The sequence below is a fragment of the Pinibacter soli genome (assembly GCF_029961145.1).
Lineage (GTDB): Bacteria > Bacteroidota > Bacteroidia > Chitinophagales > Chitinophagaceae > Pinibacter > Pinibacter soli.
Genome location: NZ_JASBRG010000007.1, coordinates 1960720 through 1974861 on the forward strand (window position 1 = coordinate 1960720; position 14142 = coordinate 1974861).

Genomic DNA, 14142 nt, shown 5'->3' on the forward strand with positions numbered 1-14142 from the left:
TAATATTTTCTGGATGTTTTTGAAATTCAGCGACCCGTTTGTCGATTAAATGTTTTTGCCATTGGGTAAATCAATTTGATTTCCAATATTTTCAACCGGCTGTTTTGGACTAGTATTCATGGAATTCGGTTTAAAAAAGAACATTAAAGGTAGAGCAAGTCTGCGGAAACTTCGTATTCAGTATCAAACGATCATCCTCCATTTTCAACTTTCCACTTTCAATTTTCAATTCCCAACTATTCCTGCCATCCTGTCATTTATATCCCTCTTTTTAGCTATTTTTGCACACTTACAAAAAATTGAAAAATGCTGGATGTTGTAGCAGAAAAAGCGCATGATGAAGCAAGGCAGGGTGAAGCGTTTGCACCGTTCGCTGAGGACCCCAATCAATACAAGAAGAAATTCTTCATAGAGAGTTATGGCTGTGCCATGAACTTTGCCGATAGCGAGATCGTCGCCTCTATTTTGAACAATGATGGTTTTGGAGCCACCCGCAACTGCGAAGAAGCCGACCTCATTTTCCTGAACACCTGCTCTATCCGCGAAAAGGCGGAGCAGACAGTAAGAAAACGTCTTACCGAGTTTCGCAAATTGAAACAAGCAAAACCCGGTATGTTGGTAGGCGTTTTGGGATGTATGGCCGAGCGATTGAAAGCAAAATTGCTGGAAGAAGAAAAGCTTGTGGATATTGTCGTGGGACCAGACGCTTACAGAAGCCTTCCTGCCCTGATCGAAGAAGCAGATGGCGGCCAAAAAGCAGTAAATGTATTGCTTAGCCGCGATGAAACCTACGCTGACATCTCTCCTATCCGCCTAAACAGCAACGGCGTAATGGCGTTTGTAAGCATCATGCGTGGTTGTAACAATATGTGTTCATTCTGTGTAGTACCCTTTACAAGAGGCCGTGAAAGAAGCCGAGATGCAGCCAGTATTGTTGCCGAGTGCCGAGACCTTTTTGAAAGAGGTTACAAGGAAGTAACACTACTTGGACAAAACGTAGACTCTTACTACTATACAGCCGATATTAGTTCAAATAAGGTGGTGACATTTGCCGACTTGTTGGAAATGGTGGCATTGATTTCGCCAGATCTGCGTGTACGCTTTAGCTCATCACATCCGAAAGATATTACAGAAGATGTTTTGCAAATGATGGCTAAGCACGAAAACATTTGCAAATGTATTCACCTTCCTATTCAAAGCGGTTCCAACCGTGTGTTGCAATTGATGAATCGCACTTACACCCGTGAATGGTACAAAGCAAAGGTTGACCGCATCCGCGAAGTGATGCCCGATTGCGCAATCACTGCAGATATCATCGCAGGTTTTTGCACAGAAACTGAAGAAGATCATCAGGACACAATAGAGATTATGGAATACTGCAAGTATGATTTTGCTTACATGTTCTACTACAGTGAACGTCCGGGAACATTGGCAGCAAGAAGATATGAAGACGATATTCCTGAAGATATTAAGAAAAGAAGACTTGCAGAAATTGTAGCCGTACAAAGACGTCTCTCAGAAGGAGCCAATGCGGCAGATGTTGGTAAGATTTTCAAAATATTGATTGAAGGAGATAGCAAACGCAGCGACAAAGACTGGATGGGCCGCAACACACAAAGCAAAGTTGTGGTTGTTCCTAAAGGAGAAGGGCAACATAAACCAGGCGATTATGTGATAGTGAAAGTAGTTGAGTCAACCGGAGGTACGCTGATAGGACAAATCATTGAATCATTGAAAATTGAAAGTTGAAAATTGAAAATTCTCTAGGCAGAAGTTTGTTTATTAAAAATGGACTTTCATAATGCCATAACATTATTTTCAACTTTCAATTTTCGACCCATTTTCAATTTTCAACTTTCAATTTTCAATTACACTGAATGGACACACAAAGTATAAAAAACAGGTTTGGTATCATTGGTAATTCACCGGCACTTAACCATGCGTTGAACGTGGCTGTGCAGGTGGCAAATACCGATTTGAGCGTATTGATCAATGGAGAAAGTGGTGTAGGTAAAGAAGTTTTTTCGCAGATCATTCATGCGTTGTCTGCAAGAAAACACAATCCTTTTATTGCGGTAAACTGCGGCGCTATTCCGGAAGGCACCATCGATTCTGAATTGTTCGGTCACGAAAAAGGTTCATTTACGGGTGCAGTTGATAGTCGTAAAGGTTATTTTGAAACGGTGAACGGCGGGACTATTTTTCTTGATGAAATAGGTGAAATGCCGTTAGGTACGCAAGCGAGATTGTTGCGTGTCCTGGAAACCGGCGAATACATTCGCGTGGGTTCCTCCAAAGTTCAGAAAACGGATGTGCGTGTAATCGCGGCTACCAATAAAGATCTGCTGGAATTTACTTACAAAGGAAAATTTCGTGAGGACTTATATTATCGTTTAAACACAGTGCCTATCCGCGTTCCGGCCTTGCGTGACAGAAAGGAAGACATTCCTTTATTGTTCAGAAAATTCAGTGTGGATTTTGCCGAGCGCTATAAAACCGCTCCTGTTCAATTGGATGAAGATGCGAGAAATGTACTGGTCAACTACGGCTGGCCGGGGAACGTGCGTGAGCTAAAAAATATCGCTGAACAAATCTCCGTTCTTTCGGTTGATAAAAATATTACCGGTAGGGAACTGCAAATATTTCTTCCGCAGAATAATAATAGCAACCGTTTGCCAATGCTGGTGGCATCCAACACACAAAATGCAAACGGCAATGATTTCTCAAACGAAAGAGAAATTCTATACAAGCTGTTTTTCGACATGAAAAAAGATGTAACGGAACTGAAAAAGATGTTTGCGGAAATCATCAAAAATCCTTCCAGTGCAGCTGTTGCTGCTGCGTATGCGCACGACAATTTGATGAATGATTATACTCCTATTGGAGAATTGCAACCCAACACTTCTATCCAGGCTCAACCATATGTACAGGTTCAGGCGCCAGCTGCACACGCTGCACAACCCGTTATCATGGAGCATGAAGACATCCACGAACATGAAGAGGTGGAAGAATCGCTGAACATAATGGACAAGGAAAAAGAGCTGATCATAAAAGCGTTGAAAAAACACAAAGGCAAACGTAAAGATGCCGCGCTTGATTTGGGCATCAGTGAAAGAACCTTGTACAGGAAGCTGAAGGAATACGACATTGATGATTAATTGAGAATTGAGAGTTGAAAATTGAAAATGGAAAATGGAGAGTTATTTAGATTTAACATTTTGTCTAACAGTGAACCATTCTCCTCTCTCAACTTTCAACTCTCCACTCTCAACTATTTTCATACATTTACTTTACTATCGAATTTTACATGAATAAATCGCTCGCAGGAATAATGAAACAAACAGGCTTGGTACTTACTTCGCTGTTGGTGTGCGCCTTTTTGTTTAGCGCATGTTATACTTTTAAAGACATTTCAATTCCGCCTGAGATAAAAACGGCCCGTGTAAATTATTTGGAAAACCACGCCCGTTATATTAACCCGCAGATGAGTCCGCAGTTAACGGATGCATTGCGCCAAAAGATCAACAACCAAACAAGGCTAACACTCATAACGGGCGATGAAGCGGATTACGATATCAGCGGTTTTATAAGCGACTACAGTGTAACAACTTCCGGTATCGCTAATCAACAGGCAGCAAGTAACCGCCTGAACGTTTCTGTTCACATTATATTTAAAAACAGGAAGGACGAAAAGAAAAATTTCGAAGCCGATGTAACCCGCAATTTTGACTTCAATGCCAACCTGAGCTTACAACAGGCGGAATCTCAATTGATGTCTGACATTCTCAAAAACCTTACCGACGAAATTTTCAACCGAATTTTTTCAAACTGGTAAAATGCCGCTATCTTGCTATTCCAGAAATGAATATATCTAATATCATACAAGAACTTTTTCACCAGAAAAGACTTGAAGACGTTTCGTTGGAACAGCTTCAAATGCTTGCTGATGAAGAACCTTATTTTGCTGCCGGGCATTTCCTGCTCTTGAAAAAGTTGCAAGAGACAGCAGATCCCGGATTTGAAAGCCAATTGCATAAAACGGTCCTTTATTTCGGGAACCCTTTGTGGCTGCAATATCTTTTGCAACCAGCTATTCCCGAATCGGTTGCAGAAATAAAACACGGAAACGTTCAGTCTGCGCATATTCCTGTAGGGCAACCAGAAGCTGCAAAAGAGCCGGTTGTTGAGTTTAAACCAGAAATTACTTCCTCGGTCCAGGAAGAAGAAGTTTTGCAAAAAGATGCGGTAAATGACGATAGCGAAGTAATTGATGCACATAGTAACGAGGCCATTAAACTGGAACCTGTTGCGCCAGCGGAAAAACAACCTGCTCTGGATGACAGTTTAGTTTTTGAGCCTTATCATACAATTGACTATTTTGCTTCTTTAGGTATAAAAGTGGGCAAAAATGTGCCTTTGAACGATAAACTTGGCAAACAACTGAAGAGTTTTACAGAGTGGTTAAAGACACTTAAGCGATTGCCAGACAGCGCATTAGCAGCCCAGGAAGCCGAAGATCATTTACCTATGCCAGATGCCCGAGTTGAGGCCATGGCGGAGGTTTCGATAAAAGAAAAAGAAACTTTAACAGAATCAATGGCTGAAGTTCTGTTGAAACAGGGAAAAAAAGAAACAGCGATCGAAATGTACAATAAATTAAGTTTGCTTAATCCCGACAAATCCCATTATTTTGCAGCCAAAATAGAAGCTTTAAAACAAAATTAATATGGTTATTCTTTTCGTTATACTAATCATTCTTGCATGTGTGGTGCTTGGTTTCGTGGTATTGGTACAAAATCCAAAAGGCGGTGGCCTTGCCGGAAATATCGGTGGCATCAGCAACCAGTTTATGGGTGTTAAACAAACAACTGATGTTTTGGAAAAAGGTACATGGATCTTCGCCACAGTTATCGCATTATTGTGCATTTTTTCTGCAGTTTTCATTCCTTCAACCTCTGTAAAAAATAAAGGATTGATTAATGAAGTGGGCAACTCTGTACCGACACAACAGGCTCCTACCCAACCTGCAGCGCAACCTGTGACTCCGGGTACTACGAAATAGCATTTTTTAAATTTCAAATACTTCCCTGTTCTTTAAATTGTTTAATGAACAGGGTTTTTTATTTAATTTAAAGAGATTTTACATCCATGCGCAAAACGTTATTCATCACCCTTGGAGCTATTGTATTAATAGGTGCTATCATCGCCTGGCTTGTTTTTGGGCCGGCTACTTCTTTCACTGAAAAAAGATATTTCCTCAATATCAAAACCGGCAGCGGTTATTCCACTGTGTTGAAGCAAATAGAAACGGAAAAGATCATCAGTTCTACTGCCATTTTTAATTTCCTCGCAAAAAGAATAGACTATCCGCAAAAAATAAAGGCGGGACACTATGAGATTAAAAAAGGAATGAGTGTTTTTTCCATTTTAAGAATGTTGAAAAACGGAAAACAGTCTCCCGTTAATCTTGTTATAACCAAATTGAGAACCAAGGAAGATTTTGCAGGTTTGGTAGGAAGAAAGTTTGAGTGCGATTCTCTTGCTTTTATCAGTTTCCTGAACAACCAGGACTCCCTGAAAAAATATGGTTTGGACACAAATACCATCATGACGGCAGTTTTGCCAAACACTTATACCTATTACTGGAACATTACGCCGGCAAAAGTGTTTACAAAAATATTCGACAGTTATGCGAACTTTTGGACCTCTGAAAGAAAACAGAAGGCCGGACAAAAAGGCTTGGACCCGCAAAAGGCAACTATTCTTGCTTCTATTGTCGAAGAGGAAACCAACAAAAACGACGAAAAAGGAAATATTGCGAGTGTATACATGAACAGAATGGCTAAAGGCATGCGACTGGGTGCGGACCCGACTGTTAAGTTTGCTTTGAAGGATTTTTCACTGAAGAGAATCTACAATAAGCACCTTGCGGTAGAATCACCGTACAATACTTACCGCGTGTATGGCTTGCCTCCCGGCCCAATCTGTACACCTTCCGAAGTAACGATAGACGCGGTTTTGGATGCCCCGAAAACTGATTATATGTTCTTTGTAGCCAAAAGTGATTTCTCAGGTCATCATAACTTTGCTGCTACATACGAGGAGCATTTAAAGTATGCAAAAGAATACCAGCTGGCACTGGATAAATGGATGGAGAAAAAAGCTGCGAAGGACAGCTTGGAAACTAATTGAAAGTTGAAAATTGAAAATGAGAGTACACTCTTAGGTTAATTTTCAACTTTCAACTTTCAATTTTCAACTACTAAACGCATGACAAAGTTGCAACGCATCTTAATTTCAACTGGCCCTATTAATTATTTAATAGAGAAAAGCAAGGTGTGGGAACTACCGGGCTTTCAGGGTTTGTGTTTGTATGATGTGGTGTCGTTTTTTGGAACACGTGTTAAAGAAGTTGGTTTGAGTGAAAGAGCAGCAGCAATTTCCTTTAATTTATTGATGGCGATTCCAGCGGCGACGATTTTCCTTTGCACGCTTATTCCTTACATGCCGGTGTCAAAACTGATTACACGTGAGTTACTTCTGCTAACAAGAGACATTACGCCTAACCTTAACACTTATTTGCTGGTAAAAGATTTCCTTGTCGACTTCCTTGACACCCCGCGGGAAGGCTTGCTGTCATTGGGTTTCGTGTTGGTGATGTTCACTTCTTCCAATGCAATGATCGGTGTCATGCGTTCCTTCAACAGATCATTGATGCACTCAACGAAACGTAATTTCTTTCAGAAAAGATGGGTGGCGCTCAAACTTACAGTGCTACTTATTTTCCTGATCATTGCAACCGTTATGCTGTTGGTAACCCAAGGTGCGGCGCTAAAATGGATCCTGAAAGCAATGCACATGCACAGAACGGATGCCTGGACGATGTTCTTTATTAAATTCATCCGCTTTATTATTATCGTGGCATTGTTCTTTTACGGCATTTCGTTTATGTATAAATATGCCCCTGCAGTAAAAAACAGGCAAAAATTGAATACACCGGGCAGTATTCTGGCAACATTTCTAACGGTTTTGCTCACTCTTGCTTTCTCATACTGGGTTAACAAGTTTGGTAACTACAACAAGATCTATGGTTCCATTGGTACCATTATTATCCTAATGGTGCTTATATTCTTAAATTCTCTTGTACTATTGATCGGATACGAATTGAATGTGAGCATTCAATCCCTGAAGATAATAGCAGCCAATAGAAAGCAAGATCACGAGCAGGAATTGCAGAAAGCAAGGTAAATTTCCTCCCTCCGTACTTACCTTACATGCAGCTTTTATATGCATTTAATAGTCTTATCATTGGAAATAAGCGTTTGCTCTTATGCGTTGATTTATAAATATTTATAATACACATATAAACCGTATCCCAGCTCTTATATTCTATTTTTTGTATAACTTTATTAAGCCTTAAAATTCACTTATATGAAAACAAAATTGATCACCCTGTTGCTCGGTATATTTGCCCTTAGCTCATCGGTCCATGCGCAAAATGGCCTTGCAATAGGATCTGCTTTGCCAAAAGCAACAATTAAAATGAAGGACGTATCAGGCAAAGTTGTTTGCCTTGACGATGCAAAAGAATCAAACGGATTACTTGTAATGTTCAGCTGCAATACCTGTCCATACGTTATCAAAAATCAACAACGCACAAAAGATATCTGCGAATATGCTAAAAGCAAAAACATTGGTGTTATTATTCTGAATGCAAACGAAGGCAACAGAGCAAATGAAGACTCTTTTGCTTCAATGAAAGAATACGCAAAAGCGCAGAACTATAAATGGTTTTATGCAGTGGACAGCAACAATGATCTCGCAGATGCATTTGGTGCTAACAGAACGCCTGAATGTTTTTTATTTGATAAAAATGGCAAACTCGTTTATCACGGCGCCATCGACGACAGCCCTTCCGACGAAACCAAAGTAAGCCGTCATCATTTACAGGAAGCCATGAACGAAACCCTCGCCGACAAACCGGTTACAGTGAAAGAAACAAGATCTGTGGGGTGTGTGATTAAGAGGAAGGGGTAAGCCCAATTTGAAAATGAGAAGCTTTGGGTCTTAACTTCTCTACTAATTTCAATAATGAAAAAGGGTCGAACATTATTAAAATGTTCGACCCTTTTTCATTATCAAATTTTCAAATCTTCAAATTCTCAAATTATTTCTACTGGCCAGCCTTATCAACCGCCAGTACCGTTCTCGCGCCAAGCTCACGTGCTACACGCATTACAGCCACTACGTTTTCTACGGGCACCACTTTATCCGCATTGATCACAATAGAAGGTTGATCTGTTTCTTTTGCCAGAATTGGTTGCAATTTTTGTTTTAATTCTTCCAGCGTCACCTTGGTTGTACCAACATAAAAGTTATTGTTTACATCAATAGAAACAACCACCGTTTGCTTTGCCTTTGTATCACTTTTGGCCTTTGGCTGCGAAAGCTTGATCACATTGGGATTTGCCAACGTTGACACAATAAGGAAGAACAACAAGAGTATGAACAATATATCGTTGAGCGCACCTGTGTGCACCTCTGCATGCGATCTTAATCTTCTTTTTAAATTCATTATTCAAATTTTGATTAGTGGGAGACGCGTTCAATGCGTCTCTACAGTACCCATCATTTATCATTATCTCGTCGGTTCCTGCAATATATCAATAAACTCTGCGCTTGCAGCTTCCATTTTGTTAGCATTTTTATCGATTTGCGCGTTCAAAAAGCTGTAGCCAACATAAGCGATCAAACCGATGATAAGCCCGCTTGCAGAAGTGATCATCTTCACATAAATACCACCGGCGATGGTGCTCAAAGTATATTCTCCTGTGGACGAAATTCCATAAAACAATTGCACCATACCTACGATTGTTCCCAAAAACCCAAACATGGGAGCAATACCGGCGATCAAAGACAATGCAGAAAGGTTTTTCTCCATTTTGTACATCTCAAGTTTCCCAACATTTTCCATGCTTTTTTCAATAGCGTCAATTGGTTTGCCTATGCGCTGTAAGCCTTTATCGATCATTCTTGCAACAGGGTTATCGGTATTTTTTGCCAATGCCCTTGCCGAAGAAATATTTCCCGCCAAAATATTATCGCGAATAATGTTAATAAAATTCGGATCTACTTTGCTTGCTTTATTAATAGCGATCCATCTTTCGAAGAAAAAATAAATAGCCAGTACCAAAAGTAAAAACAGCGGAATCATCAAAATACCACCCTGCATTAGCAGGCCCCATAAGTTCATCTGAGGCGCAGGAGTAGCTGCCGTTGTGGCTGTGTGTGTAGAATCAATCAATCGTTTTGCGGAATCTGTGATCTGCAATAAGAAAATATTCATGTAAGGCTGTTTATTTGAACAAAAATAAAAGAACTAAGCAAACGATGCTCCAATTCTATGCTCAACGTGAAAAAACATGGTTAATTGTTGATAAAATTGTGTATTGGCAGGCTTTTAACAATTCAAAGTAAAAAGTAAAAAATCAAAAGTCAAAAATGGCCTCCTGGTTGCAACTTTCCCAATTTTTGACTTTTGATTTTTTACTTTTTACTTTTTAATTCCCCGTTCCCGCTTGCCTCACCATCATCGCCTGTATCTGTTTCATCGTTTTCTCCATACCATCTGCACTACCATCCAGGAAAATGACGTTTCCTTTGCCGTATTCAGCGAAGTTTTTGACAGCTTCTGTCCACATGCTGAACAGGATTACGTTCGTGTCAAGATTTGCTTGTTTCATTTCAGCAGCGGCCTGGCTCATACCCTTTGCCACTTCTTCACGGAAAAGCGCCACACCCTGCCCGCGCAATCTTGCCGCTTCGCGTTCTGCTTCTGCAGCAATTTTGATCGCATTACCTTCTGCTTCTGCAGCTTTGGTTTTTGTGATCAGCATTGCCTGCCCCTCATTTTCAGCAGCAGCTTTCAGGTTGTTGCTTGCCACCACTTTGCTCATACTTTCCAGAATCGCTTTATCAAATGTGATGTCGTTTATCTGCAAATCGATCAGGTGATAACCCCACTCTTCCAATAAAAGATCGATCTGCTCTTTTACGTATTCAACGATCTCTCTTCTCAATGCAAGGATCTCTGCTTGCCTTTTCGTGGCAACAAAAGAACGGATCGTTCCTTCGATGGTTCTGGAAAGCGCCTGCATCAAATCCCTTTCACTGATAAATTTAAAGGCTACCTTTTTTATTGTTTCGTCTTGTTCGTTTTGAACAGCATACAGCAACATGCTTTTAAAATAAACATTCGCCTGATCTGCTGTTACTGCCTGGAACTCCATTTCCACGGAACGATTTTGTATGGAAACTCGTTTGGAGATCTGATCAAGGAAAGGAATAATAACGTTAAGACCGGGATGTAATACACGCTGGTATTTACCAAAACGGGTAACTACGCCAACCGTTCCCTGGGCAATCGTTTTAAGGCCCATTAGAATAATCAACAGGACAACGGCCAAAATAATTAAGGGGGTTGAGACCATAATTTAGAATTTAGGATTGAAAATACAGCTTTAGCGTGAATGGTCAATCGAGAAACGTGAATCATGAATCTTGAGTGCAGCAGCAAAACAAAATCCGGCAGTGCTTTTTTCTAAAAAATAAAGAAGTTACAACACGGGGAAGAAAAAACCACAGCTTGGGTCTCCCAATTCACGTTTCACCATTCACCTTTCACGTGTTAAATTTGAAAAATGAACAACCATTACAACATCATAATTATTGGCGGCGGCCCGATCGGGCTTGCTTGTGCACTAGAAGCAAAAAAGGCAGGACTTAATTACCTTATTATTGAAAAAGGTTGCCTGGTAAATTCGCTGTATAACTATCCCATGAACATGACCTTTTTCTCTACCTCTGAGAAAATTGAAATTGGAGAAATACCTTTTGTCTCCAACAATATAAAACCAACGAGACCCGAGGCACTCGAATATTACAGACGCGTGGCAACGTCCAATCAATTAAAAATTAACCTGCAGGAAAAGGTAGAAAGAGTGAAGCAAACGGCTAAGCACAATTACGAAGTTGTTACATCAAAAAATTTCTACTACGCCCAGAATGTGATCATCGCAACAGGGTTTTACGACATTCCCAACTTAATGAACATCTCCGGCGAAGATTTACCTAAAGTTGCACATTACTATAAGGATCCACACTTTTATGCGATGCAAAAAGTACTGGTAGTAGGTGCGGCAAACTCTGCTGTGGATGCTGCATTGGAAACCTTCCGCAAAGGCGCTGAAGTGACTATGGTTGTCAAAGGCCCAGCCATTGGCGAAAGGGTGAAATATTGGGTGAAACCAGATATTGAAAACAGGATTAAGGAAGGCAGCATCAAAGCATATTTCAATTCAACGGTCACGGCTATTCGCGGAAAGGATGTGGACATTCAAACGACTGATGGAATTGTAACCGTCCCGAATGATTATGTCATCGCAATGACGGGCTATCAACCAAATTTTGAGTTCCTGAAAAATATTGGCATCGAATTATCAGACGATGCCGATTTGTGCCCCACTTACAATCCGGATACAATGGAAACAAATTTGCCAGGCATTTATCTCGCAGGTGTTGTGTGCGGAGGCATGAATACACACGTGTGGTTCATTGAAAACTCAAGGGTGCACGCAGAGAAGGTAGTGAAGGATATTGTGGTGAAGAACAGCAAGCTGGAGGACGCTTAAGAGAGGCTGCGCCTATTTTTCTTTGCCACTGAGGCACAGAAGGCACTGAGTTTTACCAAGAATGTCTATGAAAGGTATAAAGAAGTTTATCGGTCAAATGATAAACAGTTTATAGTTCAGTCCTCATGTATCATAGTTTTTCCGCTAGCAATAACTCTGTACTATCTGTGCTTCTGTGGCAAATCCAAAAGCGAAGCTTTTAACTTCTTTCCTCCCACAATCTCGCCAAATGCACCAAAGTCTCAACACTTTTTTGCATGTCTTGTATGCTCACATATTCGTGTTTGCTGTGCAGCGCCATTTCGCCCGTAAACAAATTAGGGCAAGGTAAACCCATGTATGAAAAACGTGAGCCATCTGTGCCGCCACGTATAATCAGTTTTGCAAAGTCAATTCCCGCTCTTTTGATTGCATCCTCTGCAAACTGCGTCACCTGAGGGTTTTGATCTAACACTTCTTTCATATTTCGGTATTGCTCTTTCACAACAAAATCTGCTTTTGCGCCAGGAAATTTTTTCACGGTAGCTTCCAATTGTTGTTGCAAAAAGCTTTCGTATTCTTTCAATTTCGCCGTAACAAAATCGCGAATAATGAAACTTACGGTAACTTTTTCCGCAATACCTTCAATATGTATTGGATGAACAAATCCTAATCTACCGTCTGTAGTTTCAGGAGACAACGCATCTTTAGGCAACGAATCCAAAAAGCTTGATGCAACTTTTAAAGCATTGACCAGTTTATCTTTCGCTGTTCCCGGATGTGCAATAATCCCGTAGATATTAATCGTAACACCATCAGCAGAAAAGTTTTCATCTTCCAATGATCCCAACTCGCCGCCATCAAGTGTGTACCCGAAATCAGCGCCAAGTTTTTTCATATCTACTTTATCAACACCACGACCTATCTCTTCATCAGGTGTAAAGAGAATTTTAATTTCTCCGTGTTTAATTTCCGGATGAGTAATCAGGAAATTCGCCAGATCCATGATGATCGCAACACCAGCCTTATCATCTGCACCCAGCAAAGTATTTCCGGATGCGGTGATGATATCGTCTCCTATTTTGGTTTTCAAATAAGGATGTTCTTTTGTGGTGATCACTTGTGTATTGTCGTCTGGCAAAATAATATCACTGCCATCGTAATTTTTATGCACGATTGGCTTTACATCTTTGCCACTGCAATCCGGCGCTGTATCTACATGGGAGCAGAAACAAATAACAGGAACCTTTTTGTCCGTATTAGAAGGTATCGTTGCGTACACATATCCAAACTCATCAAGATGCGCATCCTCAACACCAATGGCTTTCAATTCCGTTACCAATATACGGCTGAGATCTTTCTGCTTTTCAGTTGATGGTTGTGTTTTAGAATGCGGATCGCTCTGTGTGTCTATTTGCACGTACCGTAAAAATCTTTCCGTAACTGTATATTGATAATTTTGGAACATAATTGGATATTTTTGGGCAAATTAACGCATCTATGGAATCTGTCAATCAACAAAAGAGGAGTTTCTTTAAGCAGGGCTGGGTTAGAGCCATCGGTTTACTGGCTGCTTTTTTATTGATGAATATTGTGGTTGGGCTTATTTTCGCGAGCTACGTGATGGCTGAGCATGCTGAAGAAATCAAAAATAAAACCTTCGATTTGCAGGATGCCTTGTCAGGCCCATTGTTCCGCCCGCTCACATTGCTTGCCGTTACTATTATCGGCTTCGTGTTGGTTTGGCTCTTCACCAAATTCTTTGATAAACGTTCCGTTTATTCGCTGGGATTTCAATGGCAAGGCTATGCAAGCCAGGCGGGCGTAGGCTTTTCACTACCTTTTATTTTACTCGGCATTGGCACGCTGATCTTGTCTTATTCAAAATATCTCACGTGGACAGACATTCATTTCGATGGAACACTGTTTTTTATTAATGTAGTTTTAATGCTTTTGGTAGCATTTGGAGAAGAACTTATTTTCAGGGGTTACGTACTTAATAATCTGATGCAGTCACAAAAAAGACGTGTTGCCTTGCTCACCAGCGCATTGTTATTTGCAACTTTTCATATGGGAAGTCCTGGTGCAAACATATTACCATTGATAAATGTATTTCTTGCAGGATTGTTGCTGGGTGTAAACTATAGTCATACCCGAAACCTGTGGTTTGGAATAGCTTTTCATTTTGCATGGAATTTTTTCCAGGGACCTGTCTTAGGCTACAAAGTGAGCGGCAAAGTTTTCGGAAGCATTTTAGAACAGGATTTACAGGGACCTGCATTGTTAACCGGAGGGAAGTTTGGATTTGAGGGTTCTACCCTTTGCACAGTAATGACGCTAATTACAGCAATTTTGCTGGAGTGGTTGTATGTATCGAAAACTGAGAAAGTAGTGAGTGTTGAGTTATGAGTAATGAGTTATGGATGGCTGAAATTGCCAACAACTATAAACAAACAACTCATCACTCATAACT

14 protein-coding genes are annotated in these 14142 nt (G+C 40.5%); 10 read left to right on the forward strand and 4 right to left on the reverse strand.

From position 1 onward, the window contains the following. Positions 1-306 precede the first annotated feature (306 nt). The 8 genes from miaB to QJ048_RS18355 all read left to right on the forward strand — a co-directional run bounded on the left by miaB (position 307) and on the right by QJ048_RS18355 (position 8037). Positions 307-1749: a tRNA (N6-isopentenyl adenosine(37)-C2)-methylthiotransferase MiaB gene (miaB, locus tag QJ048_RS18320; RefSeq protein WP_282335861.1), complete on the forward strand. Its 1443-nt coding sequence runs from the start codon at positions 307-309 to the stop codon at positions 1747-1749. A 128-nt stretch (positions 1750-1877) separates the two neighbouring features. Next, positions 1878-3158 (forward strand): sigma-54 interaction domain-containing protein, encoded by a 1281-nt coding sequence (locus tag QJ048_RS18325; RefSeq protein ID WP_282335862.1) that lies wholly within the window; start codon positions 1878-1880, stop codon positions 3156-3158. Positions 3159-3331: 173 nt separating this feature from the next. Further along, positions 3332-3835 (forward strand): LPS assembly lipoprotein LptE, encoded by a 504-nt coding sequence (gene lptE / locus QJ048_RS18330; RefSeq protein ID WP_282335863.1) that lies wholly within the window; start codon positions 3332-3334, stop codon positions 3833-3835. A 26-nt stretch (positions 3836-3861) separates the two neighbouring features. Further along, complete coding sequence (locus QJ048_RS18335) at positions 3862-4725, forward strand: hypothetical protein (protein WP_282335864.1); 864 nt, start codon at positions 3862-3864, stop codon at positions 4723-4725. A gap of 1 nt (position 4726) precedes the next feature. Then, positions 4727-5062, forward strand: a complete 336-nt coding sequence (gene secG, locus QJ048_RS18340; RefSeq protein ID WP_282335865.1) for a preprotein translocase subunit SecG — start codon at positions 4727-4729, stop codon at positions 5060-5062. 86 nt (positions 5063-5148) lie between these two features. Then, entirely contained in the window at positions 5149-6192 is a 1044-nt protein-coding gene (gene mltG / locus QJ048_RS18345; protein ID WP_282335866.1) for an endolytic transglycosylase MltG, read from the forward strand. A 78-nt stretch (positions 6193-6270) separates the two neighbouring features. Further along, positions 6271-7248, forward strand: a complete 978-nt coding sequence (locus QJ048_RS18350) for a YihY/virulence factor BrkB family protein (RefSeq protein ID WP_282335867.1) — start codon at positions 6271-6273, stop codon at positions 7246-7248. A gap of 183 nt (positions 7249-7431) precedes the next feature. After that, complete coding sequence (locus QJ048_RS18355; protein ID WP_282335868.1) at positions 7432-8037, forward strand: thioredoxin family protein; 606 nt, start codon at positions 7432-7434, stop codon at positions 8035-8037. Positions 8038-8173: 136 nt separating this feature from the next. Here QJ048_RS18355 and QJ048_RS18360 read toward each other — a convergent pair whose 3' ends face one another. The 3 genes from QJ048_RS18360 to QJ048_RS18370 form a co-directional block, all read right to left on the reverse strand. After that, the gene (locus QJ048_RS18360) at positions 8174-8575 is read right to left on the reverse strand and encodes an ExbD/TolR family protein (RefSeq protein WP_282335869.1); all 402 of its coding nucleotides are present in this window, start codon (positions 8573-8575) and stop codon (positions 8174-8176) included. Positions 8576-8638: 63 nt separating this feature from the next. Next, positions 8639-9346 carry a MotA/TolQ/ExbB proton channel family protein gene (locus tag QJ048_RS18365; protein WP_282335870.1) on the reverse strand — a complete coding sequence of 236 codons (708 nt, stop codon included), beginning with the start codon at positions 9344-9346 and terminating at the stop codon, positions 8639-8641. Positions 9347-9560: 214 nt separating this feature from the next. Further along, positions 9561-10490, reverse strand: a complete 930-nt coding sequence (locus QJ048_RS18370) for an SPFH domain-containing protein (protein WP_282335871.1) — start codon at positions 10488-10490, stop codon at positions 9561-9563. A gap of 210 nt (positions 10491-10700) precedes the next feature. Between QJ048_RS18370 and QJ048_RS18375 the strand changes: the two genes are divergently transcribed. Beyond that, positions 10701-11690, forward strand: a complete 990-nt coding sequence (locus QJ048_RS18375) for a YpdA family putative bacillithiol disulfide reductase (protein ID WP_282335872.1) — start codon at positions 10701-10703, stop codon at positions 11688-11690. Positions 11691-11889: 199 nt separating this feature from the next. On the opposite strand, the gene pepT is transcribed toward QJ048_RS18375, so the two are convergent. Next, a complete protein-coding gene (gene pepT, locus QJ048_RS18380; protein ID WP_282335873.1) occupies positions 11890-13137 on the reverse strand; it encodes a peptidase T in 1248 nt (415 codons plus the stop codon). A gap of 32 nt (positions 13138-13169) precedes the next feature. On the opposite strand from pepT, the gene QJ048_RS18385 reads away from it, so the two are divergent. Continuing rightward, positions 13170-14078 carry a CPBP family intramembrane glutamic endopeptidase gene (locus QJ048_RS18385; RefSeq protein ID WP_282335874.1) on the forward strand — a complete coding sequence of 303 codons (909 nt, stop codon included), beginning with the start codon at positions 13170-13172 and terminating at the stop codon, positions 14076-14078. Positions 14079-14142 lie beyond the last annotated feature (64 nt).